Annotated in this window: 20 protein-coding genes; 8 read left to right on the top strand and 12 right to left on the bottom strand. The window is 69.0% G+C overall.

The features are described 5' to 3' along the window. Window positions 1–51 precede the first annotated feature (51 nt). Entirely contained in the window at window positions 52–1257 is a 1206-nt protein-coding gene (locus tag AB5J62_RS08110) for a chitinase (protein WP_370947513.1), read from the top strand. A gap of 101 nt (window positions 1258–1358) precedes the next feature. On the opposite strand, the gene AB5J62_RS08105 is transcribed toward AB5J62_RS08110, so the two are convergent. Genes AB5J62_RS08105 through AB5J62_RS08060 form a run of 10 tightly spaced genes read right to left on the bottom strand, consistent with a single transcriptional unit; the run spans window position 1359 to window position 13876 of the window. Continuing rightward, entirely contained in the window at window positions 1359–5132 is a 3774-nt protein-coding gene (locus tag AB5J62_RS08105) for a hypothetical protein (protein WP_370947512.1), read from the bottom strand. A gap of 3 nt (window positions 5133–5135) precedes the next feature. Next, window positions 5136–5861 carry a hypothetical protein gene (locus AB5J62_RS08100; protein ID WP_370947511.1) on the bottom strand — a complete coding sequence of 242 codons (726 nt, stop codon included), beginning with the start codon at window positions 5859–5861 and terminating at the stop codon, window positions 5136–5138. 58 nt (window positions 5862–5919) lie between these two features. Next, window positions 5920–6861, bottom strand: coding sequence for a hypothetical protein (locus tag AB5J62_RS08095; protein WP_370947510.1), 942 nt, complete (start codon window positions 6859–6861; stop codon window positions 5920–5922). 40 nt (window positions 6862–6901) lie between these two features. Further along, the gene (gene paaE, locus AB5J62_RS08090) at window positions 6902–7957 is read right to left on the bottom strand and encodes a 1,2-phenylacetyl-CoA epoxidase subunit PaaE (protein ID WP_370947509.1); all 1056 of its coding nucleotides are present in this window, start codon (window positions 7955–7957) and stop codon (window positions 6902–6904) included. Further along, window positions 7958–8452, bottom strand: a complete 495-nt coding sequence (gene paaD / locus AB5J62_RS08085; protein ID WP_370947508.1) for a 1,2-phenylacetyl-CoA epoxidase subunit PaaD — start codon at window positions 8450–8452, stop codon at window positions 7958–7960. Further along, on the bottom strand, window positions 8449–9306 hold the full coding sequence (gene paaC / locus AB5J62_RS08080) for a 1,2-phenylacetyl-CoA epoxidase subunit PaaC (protein ID WP_370947507.1): 858 nt from the start codon (window positions 9304–9306) through the stop codon (window positions 8449–8451). The genes paaD and paaC overlap by 4 nt, the downstream gene beginning before the upstream one ends. Continuing rightward, window positions 9303–9587: a 1,2-phenylacetyl-CoA epoxidase subunit PaaB gene (gene paaB / locus AB5J62_RS08075; protein ID WP_370947506.1), complete on the bottom strand. Its 285-nt coding sequence runs from the start codon at window positions 9585–9587 to the stop codon at window positions 9303–9305. The genes paaC and paaB overlap by 4 nt, the downstream gene beginning before the upstream one ends. Further along, window positions 9584–10519, bottom strand: coding sequence for a 1,2-phenylacetyl-CoA epoxidase subunit PaaA (gene paaA / locus AB5J62_RS08070; protein WP_370947505.1), 936 nt, complete (start codon window positions 10517–10519; stop codon window positions 9584–9586). Before paaA ends, paaB begins: the two co-directional genes overlap by 4 nt. Then, the gene (gene paaZ / locus AB5J62_RS08065) at window positions 10516–12546 is read right to left on the bottom strand and encodes a phenylacetic acid degradation bifunctional protein PaaZ (RefSeq protein WP_370947504.1); all 2031 of its coding nucleotides are present in this window, start codon (window positions 12544–12546) and stop codon (window positions 10516–10518) included. The genes paaA and paaZ overlap by 4 nt, the downstream gene beginning before the upstream one ends. Before the next feature lie 52 nt (window positions 12547–12598). Continuing rightward, on the bottom strand, window positions 12599–13876 hold the full coding sequence (locus AB5J62_RS08060) for a cytochrome P450 (protein WP_370947503.1): 1278 nt from the start codon (window positions 13874–13876) through the stop codon (window positions 12599–12601). 80 nt (window positions 13877–13956) lie between these two features. Here AB5J62_RS08060 and paaI point away from each other — a divergent pair, with 80 nt between their 5' ends. Genes paaI through AB5J62_RS08045 form a run of 3 tightly spaced genes read left to right on the top strand, consistent with a single transcriptional unit; the run spans window position 13957 to window position 16240 of the window. Beyond that, on the top strand, window positions 13957–14340 hold the full coding sequence (gene paaI, locus AB5J62_RS08055; RefSeq protein WP_370950206.1) for a hydroxyphenylacetyl-CoA thioesterase PaaI: 384 nt from the start codon (window positions 13957–13959) through the stop codon (window positions 14338–14340). Beyond that, a complete protein-coding gene (gene paaK / locus AB5J62_RS08050) occupies window positions 14337–15620 on the top strand; it encodes a phenylacetate--CoA ligase PaaK (protein WP_370947502.1) in 1284 nt (427 codons plus the stop codon). Before paaI ends, paaK begins: the two co-directional genes overlap by 4 nt. Further along, window positions 15617–16240, top strand: coding sequence for a TetR/AcrR family transcriptional regulator (locus tag AB5J62_RS08045; protein ID WP_370947501.1), 624 nt, complete (start codon window positions 15617–15619; stop codon window positions 16238–16240). The genes paaK and AB5J62_RS08045 overlap by 4 nt, the downstream gene beginning before the upstream one ends. Here AB5J62_RS08045 and AB5J62_RS08040 read toward each other — a convergent pair. Then, window positions 16222–16494, bottom strand: coding sequence for a hypothetical protein (locus tag AB5J62_RS08040; protein WP_370947500.1), 273 nt, complete (start codon window positions 16492–16494; stop codon window positions 16222–16224). The two genes, AB5J62_RS08045 and AB5J62_RS08040, sit on opposite strands and share 19 nt — an antisense overlap. A gap of 161 nt (window positions 16495–16655) precedes the next feature. Between AB5J62_RS08040 and AB5J62_RS08035 the strand changes: the two genes are divergently transcribed. Continuing rightward, window positions 16656–17285 carry a TetR/AcrR family transcriptional regulator gene (locus AB5J62_RS08035; RefSeq protein ID WP_370947499.1) on the top strand — a complete coding sequence of 210 codons (630 nt, stop codon included), beginning with the start codon at window positions 16656–16658 and terminating at the stop codon, window positions 17283–17285. Here the strand turns inward: AB5J62_RS08035 and AB5J62_RS08030 are convergent. After that, window positions 17242–18285, bottom strand: coding sequence for an AraC family transcriptional regulator (locus AB5J62_RS08030; protein WP_370947498.1), 1044 nt, complete (start codon window positions 18283–18285; stop codon window positions 17242–17244). The genes AB5J62_RS08035 and AB5J62_RS08030 overlap by 44 nt on opposite strands. 78 nt (window positions 18286–18363) lie before the next feature. Between AB5J62_RS08030 and AB5J62_RS08025 the strand changes: the two genes are divergently transcribed. From AB5J62_RS08025 to AB5J62_RS08015, 3 genes are all read left to right on the top strand, one after another. Then, entirely contained in the window at window positions 18364–19473 is a 1110-nt protein-coding gene (locus AB5J62_RS08025) for an epoxide hydrolase family protein (RefSeq protein ID WP_370947497.1), read from the top strand. 12 nt (window positions 19474–19485) lie between these two features. After that, window positions 19486–20577 (top strand): winged helix DNA-binding domain-containing protein, encoded by a 1092-nt coding sequence (locus AB5J62_RS08020; protein ID WP_370947496.1) that lies wholly within the window; start codon window positions 19486–19488, stop codon window positions 20575–20577. Window positions 20578–20969: 392 nt separating this feature from the next. After that, complete coding sequence (locus tag AB5J62_RS08015; protein ID WP_370947495.1) at window positions 20970–22421, top strand: flavin-containing monooxygenase; 1452 nt, start codon at window positions 20970–20972, stop codon at window positions 22419–22421. The last annotated feature ends 44 nt before the right edge of the window (window positions 22422–22465 follow it).

The following is a 22465-nucleotide window of genomic DNA, read 5'->3' as shown; positions in this document are numbered from 1 at the left end:
TCGCCATTGGTCTAGTCCAATGCTGTTGAGCACTCGACAGCAGGAGGACAGATGCAACGAAGCAGACTGGCCGCCGTCGGGCTCGCCGCCGTCCTCGCCGGAACCGCCGCGACGCTCGCCGTCACCACCAACGCCCAAGCCGACACCGAGGCGTTGGGCAGCAACTGGTACGCATCGGCCCCGTATCTGATGCCCGTCAGCAACAACCCGCCCGACCCGGTGGCCGTCATGGCCGCGACCGGCCAGAAGGCGTTCCAGCTCGCGTTCATCCTCGCGCCCAACGGCGGCGGCTGCTCCCCCACCTGGGACGGCGTCTCGGCCGTGTCCTCCGACACCGCCGTCGCCGGGGTGATCAGCCGGATCCGCGGCGCGGGCGGCGACGTTTCGGTGTCGGTCGGCGGTTACGGCGGGACCAAGCTCGGCCAGACCTGCGGCAGCGTGTCCGCGACAGCGGCGGCGTACCAGCAGGTGATCACCAAGTACGGGCTCAAGGCGATCGACTTCGACCTCGAGGAGCCGGAGTACGAGAACGACGCCGCCATCGCCAACGAGCTCGGCGCCGCGAAAACGTTGCAGGCCAACAATCCCGGCCTGTTCGTCTCGGTGACCATGCCGGGCACCGCCGCGGGCACCGGCTGGTTCGGCACCCTGCTCATCGACAAGGCCAAGTCGATCGGCTTCACCCCGAACAACTTCTCGATCATGCCGTTCGACGGCGGCTTCAACGGCGGCTCGTCACAGGTGTCCGCGCTGGAGGCGTTCCACGGCCTGCTGATGAACCACCTGGGCTGGGACAGCGCGACCGCGTACGCGCACGAGGGTTTCTCCGGCATGAACGGGAAATCCGACGTCTCGGAGATGTTCTACGTCGCCGATTTCCAGACCGTCTACGACTACGCGATCAGCCACAAACTCGGCCGCTTCACCTTCTGGTCGGTCAACCGGGACCGCCCATGCGTCGGCACCACCGACAACAGCGTGTGCAGCAACGTCCCGCAGAACGACTGGGACTTCACGAAGTTCAGCACCCGGTTCGCCGGCGCGACCCCGCCGACCACGACCCCGCCCACGACGCCCACGACGTCGAACCCGCCGGGCGACTGCGCCGCGGCGGAGTGGCAGAAGACGAGCGTCTACACCCAGGGCAACGTGGTCGCGCACAACGGCCACAAGTGGACGGCCAAGTGGTGGACCCAGGGCGAGGAACCGGGCACGACCGGGCAATGGGGAGTCTGGACCGACAACGGCCCCTGCTGAAGGACTCGTGGCCACTGCGCCAGGTGGGTCGACGTGAACGCCTCGTTCGCAACGTTGCACGTTGTGGACGGGGCGTTCACGTCGTCTCGTTCGGCGGATCGCTAGTTCGTGTCCACGCAGACCGGCCGCAACGAGACGGGGGCGGGCAGCGCCGCCCGTTCGTCGGGGGTGAAATCGCGGTGGCCGATGACGCCGCACAGCTCGCGCACCCACTTCGCCGGGTCGAGCTTGAGCGGGCCGCCGATGCCCTTCTCATCCGCGTAGAGCACGGTCTTGCCGTCCTTGGCGGCGTTGATGAACGAGTACGGGTTGTCCTGCGTGCTGCCGTTGGGATGGCCGAACTCGTAGGTGTCGACGGGAGCCTGCACCCCGACCTGGTAGACGTGGATCGAGTTGTTCGCCGCGATCAGGTAGTGGCCTTCGCCGTCGACGAAGGCCGCGTACCACGGCGACGAGGTGATGCCGGTCAAGCTGCGCAGCGGCCCCAGCTCGCGGCGCGGCGGGTCGCGCCGCCAGAGCTCGACGACCGCGCCTTTGCGCAGCAACGCGAAATAACGGCCGCTGGAATCGAAGTTGACGGCGAGCACGTCGGGGACGGTCTGCACCGTGGTCGTCGTGCGGCCGGTGGTCACGTCGACGATCCGGACGACGGGGTCGCGGTCCATGATCACGGCCAGCTGGTTCGCCGCCGGGTACGGGCCGACCGTCAACGGCGCGACCAGGTCGGTGGGCAGCGCCGTGTGGGAATCCCAGTGCGCGAGCTGGCGGCCGGTCCGCGAATCCCATTGCTGCACCTGCGAGTCGGCGACGGTGACGAGGTTGCCGGTCCAGTCGAAGAAATAGGAGAAGTTGACGTCCGGCGGCTTGCGCCCGGTGAGGAGATAGTCGCCGAGCAGCCCCGGCCTCGGAGCGGTCGACGGCATGGTGGTCACCCGGGCGACCTCCCGCAAGCTCTCGGTTTCCCTGACCACCACCACGTTCGCCGCTTCCCGGTTGGCGACCAGCAGGCCATCCCTCGTGAGCCGGATGACGTTGTCCGCCGGATCCCATGCTTGCCGCGGGCCGGGCGACTCGGCCAGCAGCCGGTCACCGCCGCCGACGGGACGCAGCTGGAGCGAACCGTCTTTCAGCAGGCTGATCGTCTTCTCGCCGTCATGGGTGAGCACTTGCGTGACGACGGACAGCGTCCGCGGGCCGAGCGGCAACTCCGTGTAGGTGATCTGCGCGGTCCCCAGGCCGGCGAGCACGAGTGTCTCCCCCATCGAGATCAGCTCGGCGACCCTTACGACGTTTTCGGGCAGCTGCAAGCCGGTCGCGATCTTGCTTCCCCGCACCAAGTCCACGAGATTGTAGGTGTCCTCGTCCATCAGGACCCGTTGTCCGGTCTTGTCCGCGGCGACCAACCCGCAGGTTGACCCGGAAGAGTGCACGGGACCCATCGCGGCGCCGTCGGAGACCCGCAGCAGCCGGACCGCGGACCCGCCGTCTCCTTGCGGCGTGCAGACCACCACGGCCGTCCGGTCCCCGGACATCAGGAACCGCTGCCGTTCAACCGGCTCCACCACTGTCCGCTGCCCGCCGGTCGCCATGTCGACGGCGACCAAGCCATTGCCACCGAGCAGGAGGTCGGTCTTCACCAGCAGCGTGCGGTTGTCCGCGCCGATCCAGATCCCGTTGACCGCGTCCGGCGGCGCGGGCATCGATCCGGCCATCGTCTCGGTTTCCAGGTCCCACCACACCAGCCGCTCCCCCATGGTGAGCGCGAGCAGCTTCCCGTCCGCCGACATCGCCGCCGCGTCCTGCGGCCCGCTGCCGTAGACCTTGAACCCCGGCACCCTCGGCAGCCTGCGCACCGGCCCGACCGGCTGCGCCGACCCGGAGTCCACGTCGAACCAGCCCGGTGCCCCGAAGTCGTCGACGAACCCGGCCCGCTTCCCGTCCGGGGTGACCATCGTGTAGACCACGTGCTCGGCGGTCACCGGCTCGGCCACGACACCGGTCGCGGCGTGGACGAACAGCATCGGGCGCCCGGTATCCGTGCTGCTGAAGACGACTTCGCCGTCCGCGCTCGGATGAGACACCGCGAGTTTCCCCGTCAGTCCGGAAAGGACCCGAGTGGCGTGCGAGTACTTCAGATACTCACGCAGCAGCTGGTTGCGTGCCTCTTGGGTCGCCGACGTCTGATATGCCGCCATCGCGGTCATGATCGACAGCGCCGGGTCGGACGTCGCGGAGTCTTGCGACGCCTGCGCCAGCGCGCGTGAGTCGGCGCGCACCTGAGCCTCGTCGCGTTGTCTTTGTGTGTACCAATAAAGCGCGCTCAACACCAACGCCACGACGATGACCAGAACCAGCCCGGACCGCAGAGCCTGCCGTCTGCGAGCCTGGGTGCGCTGGTGCGCGTACGCGCGATCGAGGTAATCGCGCTCGGCCTCGTTCATGTCCGACGCGTGCGCGGGCAGCCATTGCCGCGCGACCGCGAGCCGGGTTCCCCCGTACAGCAACGAAACATCGCGGCCCGCACGGCGCCACGACTCGGTGTCGTCGGCGATCTGCTGATGCGCGCGCAGCCAGTCGCGGTCGGCGCCGATCCAGCCTCGTAGCCGTGGCCAGCTGGTCAGCAACGCCTCGTGCGTGACCTCGACCGTGTCCTCGCGCTGGGTGAGCAGCCGGGCTTGGGTGAACACCGCCAAGACCGCCGAAGTGACCGCCGGGTCGGCGCTCGCGGCCAGCAGACCGGTGCGCGAGACGCTGCGGCGGACGTCCTCGATGCCGTCGCCGATGCGGATCAGCCGGAGGAACAGCGCCCGCGCTACGTGGCGCCCGGTGTCGTCGAGACTGTCGTAGACGCGGTCGGCGGTGGTGGCGATCGCGTGCTGGATGCCGCCGGCGTCCTGGTAGCCCTGTACGGTCAGGGTCGAGCCGTTGCGCTGCTGCCAGCAGACGCGCAAAGCGTGTGCCAGCAACGGTAATCGGCCTGCCTCGTACCCGGCCTCTCGGTCTGCGCCCGCGTTCCTGGTCGCGCCGAGGTCGCGCAACAGCAGCTCGATCAGGCCCGGCTCGATGTCCAGCCCGACCGCCTCGGCAGGGTGCAGGATCGCTTGGCGCAGCTCGGATTCGGACATCGGGCCGACGACCAGCGGGGCGTCCTGCAGCGCCGCGCGCAGCCGGGGCCGGTCCGCGCAGGCCGGGTAGAAGTCGGCGCGCACGCCGATGACGACCAAGGCGCCCGCGTCGGCCAGGTGGACGAGCAGGTCGACGAACACCCGCCGCTGCCGGTCGTCGGCGCACAGCGTGAACAGTTCCTCGAACTGGTCGACCACCACGACGAGCCTGGCGTCCGGGCGCAGCGCCCGTGCCAGCATCGGCACACACTGGCGCGGGTCGGTGGCGAGTTCCTCGACGGTCTTGACCACGTCGCCGCCGGTCAGCGCGGCGAGGTTGGCTGCGAGCACCCACAACGGGTCGCTGGTCGGCGTCAGCACCAGCCTCGGCCAGCGGTTCGCGCCAGGCACCCTGTCGCAGTCGAGCGCGGGCAGCAGCCCGGCCCTCAGCAGCGACGACTTTCCCGCACCCGAGGGTGCCAGCACCACCTGGACACCGCCGCGCAGCAGCCTCTGGTTGAGCCGGTCGACCAGCTCGGCGAGCAGCCCGTCCCGGCCGAAGAACCAGTGCGCCTGCTCCGGACCGAACGCGGCCAGTCCCGGATAGGGGCACTCACCGAAGGAACCGCCCGCGATCGTCCTGCGGCGCACCCACACGCCGTCGCGGTAGTAGAAGTGCTGGTCACGGCCCGCCTGGTGGATGTCGCCGGTGCCGGAAGCCTCCAGATGGATTCGGGGTAGCGGAGTCGTCGGCGGGTCGGTGGGCTCCATCGGTCACCGCTCGGTGATGTGCTGGTCCCGCGCGGCCTGATAGATCGAGCCGCGCCCCGAGTTCGTCGCGGTCATGGTGACCGCCGGAGCGGGCGAGGGTGGTTCTTCGGCGGGCGGCGCCTGCTCGGCCGCCGGTGGATAAGGATGATCGGGCAAGGAGATCCACGCGACCGTGTCGGTCTCCTTGACCGCCACCCGTACCGGCCGGAACGTCGCCGCGTCGAGTGCCGCACTGTTGCGCACGACCTCGTCGAAGAACCACCCGGAGGCGATCAGCGCCAGCACGCCGGGCGACTCGGCCAGCGCCTGCTTCACCGCCGGCGCGTCCAGCAGCCGGAACGTCAGGTTGACCGCGCTCGCCGTGACGCCGTGGTCGTCGAAGGTGACCTCACCGGCGTGCAGCGCCATCCGCAGCCGGATCTGTTCGGCAGGCGGATGTTTCGCGTTGTGGGCGCGCAATTCCGTGACCAGCGCGCGCGGCAGCGTCTCGACGAACGGTCCCTTCGGCGTCTCTGCGGGAGCGAGCACGAAGACGCCGTCCCCGCGGTCCTCGCGATGACATTCGCGCCACGACAGGCCCGCCGCCCGGAACGCCCGCTCGAGCGCGCGATACATCCCGGCGCGCACGGCCACCTGGGCCGGGGTGTTCCGCCCCTGATCCCCGAAGCCCCGCACGTCGACGGCGAGAACGGTCCGGTGCACGGCGAGTGGCGTTCTGATCTCGGACACTCCGCGATGCTGGCAGCAAAGCCACGCGGAGTATGCGTCATCTGACGCATTGCGCGGATCAGCCGGAGACGAACAACGCGACCTTCTTCGCGACCGGCGGCGTGATCCACGGACCGGCGCCGTCGCTGAGGAGCACACCGGCGGGGTCCACGGTCAGCTCGGCGCCCGCGAAGTCGTCCGGCAGCTCGAACAGCACGAACTGCTCGGTGCCCGGCTTGGCGCACACCTTGGTGCCGCCCGGTAGTTCGAGCGCGAACGTGTCCGGCTCGATGACCCTGCCGGGACCGCCCGGCCCGTCGACCGTGACGCGCAGGTCGGCGCATTCCAGGAAGATCCGGTGGTCGGCGGCCCAGCCCGCCGCGCCCGTCCATGGCTGCAGATAACAGCTTCGCTTGCCGAAGTCGATGCCGACCTCGACGCTCCCGGCGGCGACCGTGCCCGTTCCTGTGGTGCGCGCGTCGCCCATCCCGACGACGCGGGCGCGGTAGAAACCCGCCGGGTTCTCCGGACCGCGGATTCCGGTGCGCAGGTTGTAGGACAGCGACCGCCCGGCGTCGAGCAGCTCCAGCACCGCCGACTGTCCTTTTCGGACACTCACGAGCACGGAATCACCGCTGTTCGCCGGGCGTGCCAGCAGTCTGCGCTGCTCACCGACCCGGACGGCAGGCGTGACCGGCATCGGCTTCCCCGAAACCGGGACCGGCTCGAACGCGGGTTCCCTGGTGCCGTAGGCGATGACGAATTCGTAGCCGTCGGCCGCTTTCTTGCCGCCGAGTTCGGGCGGCAGGTCCGTGCGGACCTCGACCGCGCTGAACCCGAGACTGAAATGCGGGCCGACGAACGCGCCGATGCCGGGGTCCAGCCGCGTCGCGGTCGCGGGCGGCTGCAACGGCCGGGCACTGAGTTCGAGGTAATCGGCAGCGGCCGCCGGAACTTCCGCCGCGCAGGCGCCCGCGAACAGCACCAGCGCAGCGGCCAGCCCGGCGGCGCACATTCTCATCCGGCTATCCCCCTAGACAAGGAAAGGGGACAGCTTAAACCTAAGAATCGAAGTCGACCGTCAGGGTGTCCGAAACGGGCAGAGATTGACATGTAAGGACGAAGCCAGCTTCGACTTCGGCCTTTTCCAACGCGAAATTGCGTCGCATGTCCACTTTTCCGGCGGTGACCTTCGCGCGGCACGTGCCGCATACCCCGCCTTTGCACGCGAACGGCAGATCGGGGCGGAACCGCTGCGCCCCGTCCAGCACCGAAGTGTCACGAGACAATGTCATTGTGGTCGCCCGGCCGTCGAGCACGAGCGTCACTTCACTGGCGGCGCCGACGACCTCGGGGTCGGCGTGGTGCACGGGCTCCGGCGGCAGATCGTCCACATAGAACAATTCCTGATGCACCCGCTCTTCGGGCACGCCCAGCTCCGTGAGCAGGCCTTGCGCGCCGGTCACCATTTCGAACGGGCCACACAGCCACCAGTGCGCGACGTCTTCGACCGGCACCAAAAAGCCGAATATTTTTCGTAATTTATCGGCGTCGAGACGGCCGGTGAACAATTCCGCCTCGCGGGGTTCGCGCGAAAGCACATGCACGAGTTCCAGCCTTGACGGATGCCGATCCTTCAGATCCGCGAGCTCGTCGGCGAACATGACCGTGTCGGTCCGGCGGTTGCCGTAGAGCACGGTGACGGTGATGTCCGGGTTCGCGAGCAGCGACGACGCGATCGACAGCACGGGCGTGATGCCCGAGCCCGCCGCGATCAGCACGTGGTGCGCGGCCGTGTCCAGGTCCGGGGTGAACTTCCCGGTCGGCGCGGCGACCTCGATCTCGTCGCCCGGCTTGACCTCGTTGACCAGCCACGACGAGAACAGCCCTCCCGGCACCTCGCGCACGCCGACGCGCGGGCGCGCACCCGCCGGCGCGCAGATCGAGTACGACCGCCGCTCGTCGCGGCCGTCGACCACCCGGCGCAGCGTCAGCGACTGGCCCGGCAGGAAGCGGTACTCCGCGTCGAAGTCCGGCGGCACGTCGAAGGTCACGGCGACGGCGTCGTCACACAGCCGCTCGACGCCTGCCACGGTGAGAGTGCGGAACGCGGCCACTCAGATCTCCTTGACGTGTTCGAAAGGCTCAAGACAGGCGCGGCACCGGCGCAGTGCCTTGCACGCGGTCGCGCTGAACCGGGACAGCTCTTCGGTGTCCGCGGAATCGCAGCGCGGGCACCGGACTCTGGACACCGGCGCGCTCAGCGTGAGCGGGATCGGGCCGGTCAGCCGCGGCGCCTGCCCCGGCGGCGCGATACCGGCTTCGGCCAGCTTGCGCTTGCCGTTCTCGCTGATCCAGTCGGTCGACCAGGCAGGCTGCAGCACGGTCCGCACCTCGACCTCGGCGAACCCGGCGCCGAGCAACGCGTGCTCGAGGTCGTCGCGCATGGTGTCCATGGCCGGGCAGCCGGTGTACGTCGGCGTGATCGACACGACCACGCGGCCGTCGGCCTCGTCGACCTCCCGCAGCACGCCGAGATCGGCCAGCGTGAGCATCGGCAGCTCGGGGTCGGTGACCGTGGCCGCGACGGCGGCCGCCGTCACTGTGCTCACCACGTCGCGTCCGGATGCGCCCGAGCGACGCTCTGCATCTCCGCCAGCAGGAAACCCAGCTGCTCGGTGTGCACACCGTCGCGCCCGGTCTTGCCGGAGACACCGGCGAGTGCGCCGGCTTCGGGCTTCTTCAGCGTCGAGGCCGCGAGAACCTGCGCGAGCACGCCGTCGAACTCCTCGCGCAGCGAGGCGGCGTCGACGAGTTCGACCGGGTGCGTCAGGAAAAGCTCGCCGACATACGGCCAGGCCGCGTCGAGCCCCTCCTGCATCCGCTCGTGCGACAGCTCGGTGCCGTCGCCGAGCCGGACCATCCACTGCGCGGCGTAATCACGGTGGTAGGCAAGCTCTTTGACGCCCTTGGCCGCGATCGCCGCGAGCACCGGGTCCTCCGACGACACCAGCCGCTGGAGCAACGCGAGCCGCCACGTCGAGAACACGAACAGCCGCGCGATCAGGTGCCCGAAGTGCCCGCCGCCCAGCTCCGCGAGCCGGACGTTGCGGAACTCCCGGTCGGACCGGAAGAACGCCAGCGCGTCTTCGGAACGCTCGGTGCCGTCGGCCTTGCCGACCCTGGCCAGCAGCAGCCGGGCCTGGCCGAGCAGGTCGAGGCCGATGTTCGCGATGGCGACCTCGTCCTCCAGCTCGGGCGCGTTGGTGCACCACTCCTGCAGCCGGTGCGAGAAGATCAGCGCGTCGTCACCGAGCATCAGGCAGTACGCGGCGAGCGCCTGACCGTCCACACCGGACGGCACCGAGGTGTCCACCCCGGACAGCGGGTCGTCGAACCCGGTGCCGAACGCCCAGCGTGCGTCGTTCTCCTCGGTGATCGCTTCGTAAGCGTTGTCGAAACTCATATGTGCGGCACATTCTCGGGGATGTCGTAGAAGGTCGGGTGCCGGTACACCTTGTCGCCGCTGGGCGCGAAGAACGGGTCCTTCTCGTCCGGGCTCGACGCGGTGATGTCGTCGGCCTTGACGACCCAGATGGACACCCCCTCGTTGCGGCGGGTGTAGAGGTCACGCGCGTGACGCAGCGCCATCTCGTCGTCCGCCGCGTGCAGCGAGCCGACGTGGACGTGGTTCAGCCCGCGCTTGCCACGGACGAAGACCTCGTAGAGCGGCCAATCATGCTTCACGCTGCTGCCTCGGCTTTCTTCTTCTCCGCGTGGGCGACGGCGGCTTCGCGCACCCACGCGCCCTCGTCCTGCGCCTTGCGCCGGTGCGCGATGCGCTGGGCGTTGCACGGGCCGTTGCCCTTGAGGATGTTCTTGAACTCGTCCCAGTCGACGGCGCCGAAGTCGTGGTGGCCGCGCTCGGCGTTCCACTTCAGGTCCGGGTCCGGCAGTGTCACGCCGAGCGCCTCGGCCTGCGGCACCGACATGTCGACGAAGCGCTGGCGCAGCTCGTCGTTGGTGTGCCGCTTGACCTTCCACGCCATGGACTGCGCGGTGTTCGGCGAGTCGGCGTCCGGCGGGCCGAACATCATCAGCGACGGCCACCACCAGCGGTCGACGGCCTCCTGGACCATCTCGCGCTGGCCGTCGGTGCCCCGCATCATCGTCATCAGCAGCTCGAAACCCTGCCGCTGGTGGAACGACTCTTCCTTGCAGATCCGGATCATCGCCCGCGCGTACGGCCCGTACGAGCTGCGGCACAGCGGCACCTGGTTGCAGATCGCGGCGCCGTCGACCAGCCAGCCGATCACGCCGACGTCGGCGAAGGTCAGCGTCGGGTAGTTGAAGATCGACGAGTACTTCTGCCTGCCGGTGATCAGCTTGTCGGTCAGGTCGGCGCGGTCGGCGCCGAGTGTTGCCGCCGCCGAGTACAGGTAGAGCCCGTGCCCGGCCTCGTCCTGCACCTTCGCGAGCAGGATCGCCTTGCGCCGCAACGAAGGCGCGCGGGTGATCCAGTTGCCTTCCGGCTGCATGCCGATGATCTCGGAGTGCGCGTGCTGCGCGATCTGCCGGATCATCGTCTTGCGGTAGCCGTCCGGCACCCAGTCGCGTGGTTCGATGCGCTGGTCGCGCTCGATCGTCTGCTCGAAGAGAGCCTCGAGTTCGGCTGTCATGCCTTTTCCTTCGCCACCAAGGTGAGCACGTCGTACTTCGCGACCGACTCGTCGTTCTGGTTGGTCACGTCGGCGTCCCAGCGGACCTCGCCGTACTCCTGGTCGACGCGTGGGGTGATCTGCTTCGCGGTCAACGTCACCGTCAGAGTGTCGTCGACCTTGACCGGGGTCAGGAAGCGCAGGTTCTCCAGCCCGTAGTTCGCGAGCACCGGGCCCGGCTCCGGCGAGACGAACAGGCCCGCCGCGAACGAGACGACCAGGTAGCCGTGCGCGACGATGCCGCCGAACAGCGGGTTAGCGGCGGCCGCCTCGGGATCGGTGTGCGCGTAGAAGCTGTCGCCGGTGAACTCGGTGAAGTGGTCGATGTCGGCCTGGGTGACCTGACGCGGCCCGGCGACGACGGCGTCGCCGACCTTCAGCTCCGCCAACGACTTCCGGAACGGATGCTCGTCGGAGATCGTGCGCGGCGCGCCCGCGACCCACTGGCCGGTGACCGCGCTGAGCAGCTTCGGCGTGCCCTGCACGGCGGTGCGCTGCAGGTGGTGCATGACGCCGCGGATGCCGCCCATCTCCTCGCCGCCACCGGCGCGGCCGGGGCCGCCGTGGACGAGCTGCGGCATCGGCGAGCCGTGCCCGGTCGACTCCTTCGCGTCGTCGGCGTCGAGCACCAGCAGGCGCCCGTGCCACGGCGCCACGCCGAGCACGACCTCGCGGGCGAACTCGGTGTCGGCGGTGACGATCGAGCCTGCCAGGCTGCCTTCGCCCTTGGCCGCGTACGCGATGAGCTGCTCGGTCGAGGTGTACGGCAGCAGCGTCGAAACCGGCCCGAACGCTTCGACCTCGTGCGGCTCGGCCCGCTCCGGGTCGGCCTTGAGCAGCACCGGCGAGAGGAACGCGCCACGCTCGGCGTCGGCGTCGACCACGTCGACCTTCTCGGGGTCACCGAAGACGATGCTGCCCGCGGCGAGCAGCGCCTTCAGCGAGCGGCGCACCTCTTCGCGCTGCTCCAGGCTGGCGAGCGCGCCCATCCGGACACCCTCGGCGTTCGGGTTGCCGACGGTCACCTTGGCGAGCCGCGCGCTGGCGGCTTCGGCGACGGCGTCGAGCAGCTCGGCCGGCACGAACGCGCGCCGGATCGCGGTGCACTTCTGGCCTGCCTTGGTGGTCATCTCGCTGGTCAGCTGCTTCACGAACAGGTCGAACTCGACCGTGCCCGGCTTGGCGTCCGGCCCCAGGATCGAAAGGTTCAGCGAGTCGGCCTCGGCGTTGAACCGGACGGCGTTGCGGATGATCGCCGGGTGCGCCCGCAGCTTCTGCGCGGTCGACGCCGAGCCGGTGAAGCTGACCAGGTCCTGCGCGGTGACGTGGTCGAGCAGGTCGCCGACGCTGCCCGCGACGAACTGCAGCGAGCCCTCGGGCAGGATGCCCGACTCGATGATCAGCTCGACCAGCCGCGCGGTGAGGTACGCGGTCTGGCTGGCGGGCTTGACCAGGCTCGGCACCCCGGCGAGGAACGCGGGCGCGAACTTCTCCAGCGGACCCCAGACGGGGAAGTTGAACGCGTTGATCTGCACGGCGACACCCAGCAGCGGGCTCGCGATGTGCTGGCCGACGAAGGTGCCGCCCTTGCTCAGCGGCTCGACGGCGCCGTCGACGTAGACCTTCGAGTTCGGCAGCTCGCGCTTGCCCTTGCTGCCGTAGGTGAACAGCACGCCGATGCCGCCGTCGACGTCGAACTTCGAGTCACCCAGCGTCGCGCCGGTCTTGGCGGACAGCGCGTACAGCTCGGTCCGGTGCTCACGCAGGTGCGAGGCGAGCGCCTTCAGCAGCGCGGCACGCTGGTGGAAGGTCAGCTCCCGCAGCGCGGGCCCGCCGACGCGGCGTCCGTAGTCCAGCGCCGCGGCCATGTCCACGCCCGCCGACGAGACGCGGGCGATCTCCTCGCCCGTCGTGGCGTCGTGCAGCGGGACACCCTCTTCGGCCGAGGTGTGCCACTCGCCGGACACGTAACTGCGCAGCAAGGCCATCAGGGTTCGCCCTCTCCTGGATTAACCAACCGTTCGTTCAGTAATTCGCATCTTAGCGCGCGGCCCAGCGAAGTGGTAGGTGCGTGACGCCGTTGATGAAGTTCGAGGTCAGCCGCCGAGTAGGCCCGGCAAGCTCGACCTGCGGCAGCATCCGCAGGAACTCCGCGAAGAAGATCTTGAGCTGCAGCCGCCCGAAATGCGCGCCGAGGCACAGGTGCGGGCCCTGCCCGAACGCCAGGTGCTCGTTCGGCGTCCGCCCGATGTCGAACCGGAACGGGTCCGCGAACACGCGCTCGTCGAAATGCGCGGACACGTGATAGACGACCACCTTGTCCCCCGCTGCGATCCGTTGCCCGGCCAGCTCGACGTCGCGGGTGGCCGTGCGCCGGAAGCTCAGCACCGGCGGATGCCAGCGCAATATTTCCTCCACCGCACCAGGAAGCAGCGAAGGATTCTCGCGCAGCCGCTGATATTCGCCAGGATTTTCGACCAGCGCGAGAACGCCGCCCGGCAGCGCGCTGCGCACGGTGTCGTTGCCCGCGATCACCACGAGAAAGAAGAACATCTCCAGCTCGGCGTCGTCGAGCGCGCGGCCGTCGACCGACGCCCGGACGAGCGCGGTCATCAGGTCGTCCGCGGGCTTCACCCGTTTGGCCTCGGCGAGTTCCTGGGCGTAGGCGAACATGTCCCGCAGCGCGGCGGGCGAGCGCGGGTTGACCGGCTTGCCGTCGGCGTCGCGCACCACCTCGGCGTGCTCGGGGTCCTGATAACCGATGACGCGGTTTGTCCACTTCAACAGCAGCGCGCGATCCGACGCGGGAACGCCCAGCAAATCGGCCAGATTCAGCAGCGGGAAGTCGTCGGTCACCTCGGCCGGGAGGTCGCACGCGCCGCGGTCCGCGACGGCGCCGATGAGCGCGCGGGCCCGCTCGGTGATCTGGCCGGCCGAGCGTTCCAGCCGGCGCCGGGTGAACACCGCCGAGACCAGCTTGCGCAAACGATTGTGCTCCGGCGGGTCCATGTTGAGAATCATCCGGCGGATGAACGCGAGGTCGGCCGCCTCGGGATCACGGATCTGGGTCGCGCCGAGCGAGGACGAGAACAGCTCCGGGCTGCGCAGGACGTGCTTCACGTCGGCATGCCTGGTGACGGCCCAGAAACCGGGTCCGGCAGGCCAGTCGTCCACCTCGTGCTCGTCCTGCCAGGCCACCGGCGCGACGTCGCGCAGCAGGCGGAACGCCTCGTGTGGCACGCCTCGTGAGAACACCCGCGGATCGAAGACGTCGACCGTCTTGACACCGGCCTGGTCACTGCCTTTACTGAGCGACACCTTTATCAACCGTCCATTCGGTCAGTCAGTTCAAGCGCGAAGGCAGTGGAGCGCCCATGTCCAGCAACGCCGCCGAAACGATGTTCGGCGACGACGCCGCGACCCGATCGCTCGGCATCGAACTCCTCGAATTCGGCGAAGGCCGGGCCGTCGCCAGCATGCGCGTGACCGACCCGATGGTCAACGGACACGCCATCGCGCACGGCGGCTATGTCTTCCTGCTGGCCGACACCGCGTTCGCCTACGCGTGCAACAGCCGCGGCCCGGTGACCGTCGCCGCGGGCGCCGAGATCTCCTTCGTGGCCGCGGCCAAGGCCGGTGACGTGCTGGTCGCGACGGCCGAGGAGCGGACCCGCTTCGGCCGCAACGGCATCTACGACGTCACGGTGCGCCGCGACGACACCGTGATCGCGGAATTCCGGGGCCGCAGCCGGGTCATCGGCCGGACAGAGGACGAAAAGTGACCGACACCGCCGAAAAACTGAGCCTCGACGAGCTCCGCGCGCTGCAGCTCACGCGTCTACAGTGGACGCTGGAGCACGCGTACGCGAACGTTCCCTTCTACACCAGGAAGTTCGACGAGGCAGGCGTCCGCCCCGGCGACTGCCGCACGCTCGAAGACCTGGCGAAGTTCCCGTTCACCACGAAGCTCGACCTGCGTGACAATTACCCATTCGGCATGTTCGCCGTGCCCCAGGACCGGATCCGGCGGATCCACGCGTCCAGCGGCACCACCGGCAAGCCGACCGTCGTCGGGTACACCGAACAGGACATCGACACCTGGGCCACGGTCGTCGCCAGGTCGATCCGCGCGGCGGGCGGCCGTCCGGGGCACAAGGTACACGTCGCCTACGGCTACGGCCTGTTCACCGGCGGGCTCGGCGCGCACTACGGCGCGGAGAAACTGGGCTGCACGGTGATCCCCGCCTCCGGCGGGATGACCAGCCGCCAGGTGCAGATCATCACCGATTTCCAGCCGGAGATCATCATGGTCACCCCGACCTACATGCTCACCCTGCTGGACGAATTCGAGCGCCAAGGCGTCGACCCGCGCGCGAGCTCGCTCAAGGTCGGCATCTTCGGCGCGGAGCCGTGGACCGAGCAGATGCGCGCCGAGATCGAGGAACGGGCCGGTATCGACGCCGTCGACATCTACGGGCTGTCCGAGGTGATGGGCCCCGGTGTCGCGCAGGAATGCGTCGAGACCAAGGACGGGCTGCACATCTGGGAGGACCACTTCTACCCCGAGGTGATCGACCCGTTCACCGAGCAGGTGCTGGCCAGTGGCGAGAGCGGCGAGCTGCTGTTCACCTCGCTGACCAAGGAAGCGCTGCCGATCATCCGGTACCGCACCCGCGACCTGACGCGGCTGCTGCCCGGCACGGCGCGGCCGTCGTTCCGCCGGATGGAAAAGGTCACCGGCCGCAGCGACGACATGATCATTCTCCGTGGGGTCAACGTCTTCCCGACCCAGATCGAGGAGATCGTGCTCCGCACCGAGGGCCTGGCCCCGCATTTCCAGCTGGTCCGTACCACCCGCGGCCGGATGGACCACCTGACCGTCCACGTCGAGGCGCGCACGGACACCTCGGCCGACCGGCGGGCCGCCGCGGCGGCGGAACTGATCGCCGGGGTCAAGGACGGCGTCGGCGTCACCGTCGACGTTGAGGTCTTCGACCCGGACACGCTCGAACGTTCGCTCGGCAAGATGCGCCGCGTGCTGGACCGGCGGGAAGGCAGATGACGACCACTCCCGGATCACCGGCCAGGCGCGGCAGGCCGGGCTACGACCTCGAATCACTGCTCCAGGTGGCCGTCAGGCTGTTCAACGAGCGCGGGTACGACGGCACCAGCATGGAGGACCTCTCCCGCAAGCTCGGCATCACGAAATCCGCCATCTACCACCACGTGCCCAGCAAGCAGGAGCTGCTGCGACTCGCGGTGGACCGCGCGCTCGGCGGGCTCTTCGCGGTCGCGCAGGACACCGAGGCCATCGAAGGCAGGGCCATCGACCGGCTGGAACACCTGGTCCGCGGCAGTGTGCTGGTGCTCGTGGAGCAGCTGCCGTTCGTGACGCTGCTGCTGCGCGTGCGCGGCAACACCAAGGTCGAGCGGGCCGCGCTCGCCAGGCGGCGTGAGTTCGACCGGATCGTCACCGAGCTGGTCAAGCAGGCCGAGACCGAGGGCGACGTGCGGCCGGACATCGACCCGGCGGTGACCAGCAGGCTCCTGTTCGGCATGGTCAACTCGCTCACCGAGTGGTACCGGCCGCGCCGTGGCTCGACGCCCGCCGAGCTGGCCGACGCGGTCAGCAAGATCGCGTTCGACGGCCTGCGCCTGCCGTCTCAGCCCGCGTCGGCCTGAGGCGGCCTTCCCGCCTGCCAGAGCAGTGCTTCGCGGAGCTGGTGGATGAGTTCCTCGTCGTCGGCCTCGGACGGGTCGACACCCAGCGGCAGCCAGGTTTCGCAGACCTTCACGCCGTGGTCGTAGTTCGTGATGAGGACGCCCGCGTAGGTCAGCTCGTCGCCGGTCCCGTCCAGGCACACCTTGCGGCTCTGCAAGGTGACCGACACCCAGCGCTCGCGCCGCTGCCCGGCCTCGCCACCGGAATCGTTCATCTGTTCCTACCCCATGGCGCGCCCAAGACAACTCGAACGTGTCGTCGCGCGGAGGAGTCCCCGGGTTACTCACGAGTCGTACCGGTTCGATAACGCCCACACTTTTGACATGTCGTCAACAGCTTGTTGACAGACCGCCGACGGATCACGACGCTGGAGTCATGAGCACGGTGACGAGACGGCGCAGGCTGGAGCCGGAAGCACGGCGGGCCGAGATCCTCGCCGCCGCACACAAGCTGTTCGAGGCAGGCACCTACGCGTCCGTGTCCACTTCGGACATCGCGAAGGCGGCTGGCGTGGCGCGCCCGCTGATCAACCACTACTTCGGCGGCAAGCGGGAGCTGTACCTTGAGGTGCTCCGGCAGATGATGGTGGTGCCTGCGCCGGTCACCGAAAGCCTGCCGAGGACCACCATGGAGCACCGGCTGGAGATCAGCGTCGACCGCTGGCTCGACGTGGTCGAGCGCAACAAGCGCACCTGGCTGACCGCGATCGGCCCCGAGGCGATCGGCCACGACCCCGACATCGAGCGGATCATGCTGGAGGCCGACGAGATCGCCGCCGACCACGTGCTCGAAGCCGCGCTGATGCACGAGCTCACCGAGGGCCGTGAGCAGCTCCGCGCGATGATCCGGTCCTACGGCAGCATGCTGCGCGCGGCGTCGCGCGAATGGCTGATCCGCGGCACGCTGGACCGCGAGACGCTGCGGACGTTCCTGCTCAGCTCGATCCTGCACCTGCTCAAGGTCACCTACCCGGCCGTCCTCGACGCACGTACGCGGCCGGAGTGACGCCCTTCCAGCGCTTGAACGCGTAGATGAAGCTCGACGCTTCCGCGTAGCCGAGCCGGATCGCGACGTCCTCGACGCTGAGCGCGCCGGTGCCGAGCATCTCCTCGGCCAGCGCCTGGCGCACCTCGTCGACCAGCGCCCGGTAGCTGGTCCCGGCCTCGGTCAGCCTGCGCCGCAGCGTCCGCGCGCTCAGGTTCAGGTCGCGCGCGACGAGGTCCATGCCCGCGTCCGCGCCGCCGACCTCGATCAGCCGTTCCCGCACGTCCTGCGAGATCCCGGACCGCTCCCGCTTGCGCGCGACGAGTTCGCGGCACTGCGCAGCGCAGATCGCGACCGTGTGCGCGTTGGCCTGCGGCAGCGGGTGATCGAGATAGGCCAGGTCCAAAGTGGCCACAGTGGCGTCAGCGCCGAATCCCGGCTCGACCCCGAAAACGTCCACATAGGACTCAATGGCGCTCGGTCCGCCGTGCCGCCACAGGAGAGTCCGCAGTTTCACGCTCGGCAGCAGGTCGCGCATGACGGTGTGAATGGCCGCGAGATCCCGCAGCGAGAGAAACCGCGCGACGTCGGCGGGCACGCGGTCGTCGTTGAGCGTCAACGAGATCTTCTCGCCGTCGATGGCGATGTGCGGAATACAGAAGGTGAAGCTGAGATCGAGATAGCGCAGCGCGAACGCCATCGCGTCCCGGAGCGTCGGGCTGCTGATGCACGCGAACCCGAAGATCCCGAACGTCGTCACGTGGTACCGCCGCCCCAGCGCCAGCGCGACGGTGTCGTCGTCGCCGAGCCGCGCCACGACGTTGCGGACGACGGTCAGCTCCTGCCGCGCGTCGACCTGCACCGCCGGGTCGAGCAGCCGCACGGGCGTGAGCGCGGTGCCCCGCAGCACCTCGTCCGGCCCCATCCCCCGCTCGGCGGCGAACTGGCTGATCAGCAGGATGCTCGCCGCGCTGCGGGGGAAGTCCCAGTCGCGGACCGCGGGCACGGCGAGTTCACCCATGGCCGGAATTATGGATCGCCGGTCACTCGCTCGCCAAACCGACGGAAACTGTCGGACCCCATCCGTACCGTAGGGATCATGAGCGAAGCGATCCGTCCCTTCCGCGTCGACATCCCCCAGTCCGCGCTCGACGACCTGACCGACCGGCTGGCCAGAACCCGCTGGCCGGACGAGCTGCCGGGCGTCGGGTGGAGCTACGGCATCCCGGCGAGCTACCTCAAGGAGCTCGCCGAGTACTGGCGCACGTCCTACGACTGGCGCGCCGAGGAGGAGCTGCTCAACCGCTTTCCCCAGTTCACCACCACGATCGACGGGCAGAACGTGCACTTCCTGCACGTCAGGTCGCCGGACGAGAACGCCATGCCGCTGGTGCTCACGCACGGCTGGCCCGGCTCGATCGTCGAGTTCCTCGACATCATCGAGCCGCTGACCGAGCCGGAGTCAGGGCAGGCGTTCCATCTGGTGATCCCGTCGATCCCCGGCTTCGGTTTCTCCGGCCCCACCACCGAAACCGGCTGGGACGTGCCCCGCATCGCGCGGGCGTGGGCGGAGCTGATGCGCCGCCTCGGCTACGAGCGCTACGCGGCGCAGGGCGGCGACTGGGGTTCCGGCATCTCCCGCGAGCTCGGCGCGATAGCCCCGGAGAACGTCATCGGCGTGCACATCAACATGCTCTTCAGCTTCGGCACGCCGGAGTCCGACGAGGAGAAGGCGGTGCTGGCGAAGAACGAGCGCTACACGCGCGAACTCGCCGGCTACATGCAGCTGCAGTCGACGCGGCCGCAAACGCACGGCTTCGGGCTGGCGGACTCGCCGGTCGGGCAGCTCGCGTGGATCGTCGAGCGGTTCAAGGAGTGGACGGACTCCGCGGACCGCCCGGAGGACGCCGTCGACCGCGATCGCATGCTCACCAACGTGATGCTCTATTGGCTGACCAACACCGCGGCGTCCTCGTCGCGCATCTACAAGGAGGCGGTGCCGACGTACGGGCGGCCGATCCACGTGAAGGTGCCAGTCGGCGTCGCCACCTTCGCGCACGACATCGCGCACCCGGTCCGGCGGATGGCGGAGCAGACGCACAACATCGTCCACTGGTCCGAGTTCGAGCGCGGCGGCCACTTCGCCGCGATGGAGCAGCCCGAGGCGCTCGTCGAGGACATGCGTAAGTTCTTCAGCCAGCTGACCTGAGGGAGGAAAAGGGTGACCGAGCGACTCAGCCGCCGCGCGCTCAACCGGGCGACGCTGGAGCGGCAGCTGCTCCTGCGCCGCGCCAAGATGAGCGCGCTCGAAGCCATCGAGCACCTCGGCGGCCTCCAAGCGCAGGCGCCCTTCCCTCCCTATTACGCGTTGTGGGCCCGGCTGCAGGGCTTCAAGCAGGAGGAGCTCGCGCGGCTGCTGCTGGACCGCGAGGTCGTCCGGATCGCGTTGATGCGCGGCACCGTCCACCTGGTCACCGCGGCCGACGCGCTCGCCTGGCGCCCGCTGCTCCAGTGCATCTACGACCGCGACCTCGAACGCAACACCCAGCACGCGGCCAACCTGCGGGGCCTCGACCACGACCAGCTCGCCAAAACCGCCCGCGACCTGCTCACCGAGCGCCCCCACTCCACCCCCGAGCTCGGCGCCGCACTCGCCACCCACTGGCCGGACCGGGCACCCGCCTCGCTCAACCACGCCGCCCGCGGCCTGCTCCCCCTGGTCCAGATCCCGCCAAGGGGCATCTGGGGCAAGTCCGGCCAGACCACCTACGCCACCGCCGAAGACTGGCTCGGCCGCCCGCTCGACACCCAGGCGACGCCCGCCCAGCTGATCCTGCGCTACCTGGCCGCCTTCGGCCCGGCCACCGTGCAGGACGTCCAAGCCTGGGCGGGCATAACCCGTCTCGGCGAGATCGCCGCCACCCTCGACCTGCGCAAGTACCTCGACGAGGACGGCCGCGAGCTACTCGACCTCCCGCACGCCACGGTCCCCGACCCCGACACCCCGGCGCCCCCACGCCTGCTCGGCCCGTTCGACCAGACGATCCTGTCCTACGCCGACCGCACCCGGATCATCAGCGACCCGTACCGCAAGCGCATGATCACCCAGAACGGCATCGTCAAAGGCGCACTGCTGGCCAACGGCGAGGTCAGGGGCTGGTGGGAGACCAAGAAGTCCACGATCATCCTCACCCCCTTCGAAAAGCTCACCAAGCGCGACCTGGCCGCCCTCGAATCGGCCGCCGACCGCCTCATCCGCTGGGCCACCCCCACCGCCGAAACCCACACCGTCCAAGTAACCCCCGACTCGTGAGTGTTTAGACCGGTTAGAACCGGCCGTACCACTCACGACCCCCACGACGACCCCGGCCTGCCGCGGGCGAGTGGAACCTCCGCTGCGTCAGATGCAGCAAAGGTTCCACTCGCGCGCCACGTTTGCCCTTCCGGCCAAATAGAACCCAATGCCGGGTAGTTAAGGATCGGGCGGGTTGGTCAAGCCCGTTGCTCGGCGGGCCTGTGTGGGCGTTAGCTGGGTTTGCGATCGGTGGCCCACCCTTCGCGAAACCCGAGTGCTCACGCGTCGCTTGACAGCGCAGGCCAAGCCGTACCACTCACGACCCCGGAGCACGGAGGTTGGCCGGAAATGTCGATTCGATGGCCACGCGTCCACTTCCGGCGAGGCCGACCGGTGGGTAACTTCGGGGGATGGCTTCTCCATCGATCCTGATCGTCGGCTCCGGCTTCGGCGGTATCGGCACCGCGATCGAGCTTCAGCGCGCCGGTTTCACGGACTTCACGATCCTCGAGAAGGCGGCCGAGGTCGGCGGCGTCTGGCGCGAGAACACCTACCCCGGCGCCGGCTGCGACATCCCCTCGCCGCTGTACTCGTTCTCGTACGAGCCGAACCCGGACTGGCCCAAGCGGTATTCGCTGCAGCCGGACATCCACGCGTACCTCAAGCGTGTCGTCGGCAAGTACGGGCTGGCGAAGCACATCCGGTTCGGCACCGAGGTCACCAGCGCCACCTTCGACGAGGCCACCAACCGCTGGCGGATCGAGACCAGCACCGGGGAAACGCACGAGGCGGACGTCTTCGTGCCCGCCGTCGGGCAGCTCTCGCGGCCGGTCCGGCCGGACATTCCCGGCCAGGAGTCGTTCAAGGGCAAGAGTTTCCACTCCGCGCGGTGGGATCACGACTGCGACCTCGAAAACAAGAAGGTCGCCGTCATCGGGACGGGCGCGAGCGCGATCCAGTTCGTGCCGGAGATCCAGCCGCGAGTGCACACGCTGAACCTGTTCCAGCGCACCGCCCCGTACATCATGAACAAGACCGACACCCGCTACCGCCGCTGGCAGCGGCGCCTGTTCAAGGCGCTGCCCGCCACCCAGCTCATGGGCAGGCTGCGCATCTGGTTGCTCGCCGAGTACGCCACCTACGCGATGACCAAGCATCCCTTGCTGGCCAAGGGTTTCGAGCTGCGCACCGAACAGCTGCGCCGCCGTCACATCAAGGACCCGGTGTTGCGCGCCAAGCTCACGCCGCACTACGACATGGGCTGCAAGCGGATCCTGTTCACCAACGACTACCTGCCCGCGATCGCGCGGCCCAACGTGCACGTCGAGACCGCGAAGATCACCGAGATCACCGAAACCGGCATCCGGACCGAGGACGGCGTCGAGCACGAAGCCGACGTGATCGTCTACGGGACCGGGTTCGCCGCGACCGACTTCCTCGGCAAGCTCAAGGTCCACGGGCTCGGCGGGCGCTCACTCGCGGACAGCTGGGCCGGCGGGGCGCGGGCGTACCTGGGGATCGCCGTGCCCGGGTTCCCGAACCTGTTCTGTGTGTACGGGCCGAACACCAACCTCGGCGCCGGGTCCATCATCTACATGATCGAACGGCAGGCCCGGTACATCCGGCAGGCCGTCGAGCACATCGCCAGGCCTGATGTGTCCTATGTGGACGTCAAGACCGAAGTCGAAGAACGCTACGACACGGAAATCCAGCAACGTCTGGCGCGCAGTGTCTGGACCAAGTGCGCCAGCTGGTACCGCCAGGACGACGGCCGCGTGACCACCAACTGGCCGGGCCTGGTCTCCGAATACGACCGCCGGACCAGGAAGATCGACCTGCTCGACTATCACACCACCGGGTGAAACCGGGCCGGACGCCGACCCTCGCAGGCGGCGTCCGGCCCGGA

The sequence above is a fragment of the Amycolatopsis sp. cg5 genome, from assembly GCF_041346955.1.
Taxonomy (GTDB): domain Bacteria; phylum Actinomycetota; class Actinomycetes; order Mycobacteriales; family Pseudonocardiaceae; genus Amycolatopsis.
This window is presented reverse-complemented; position numbering and strand designations above follow the sequence as displayed.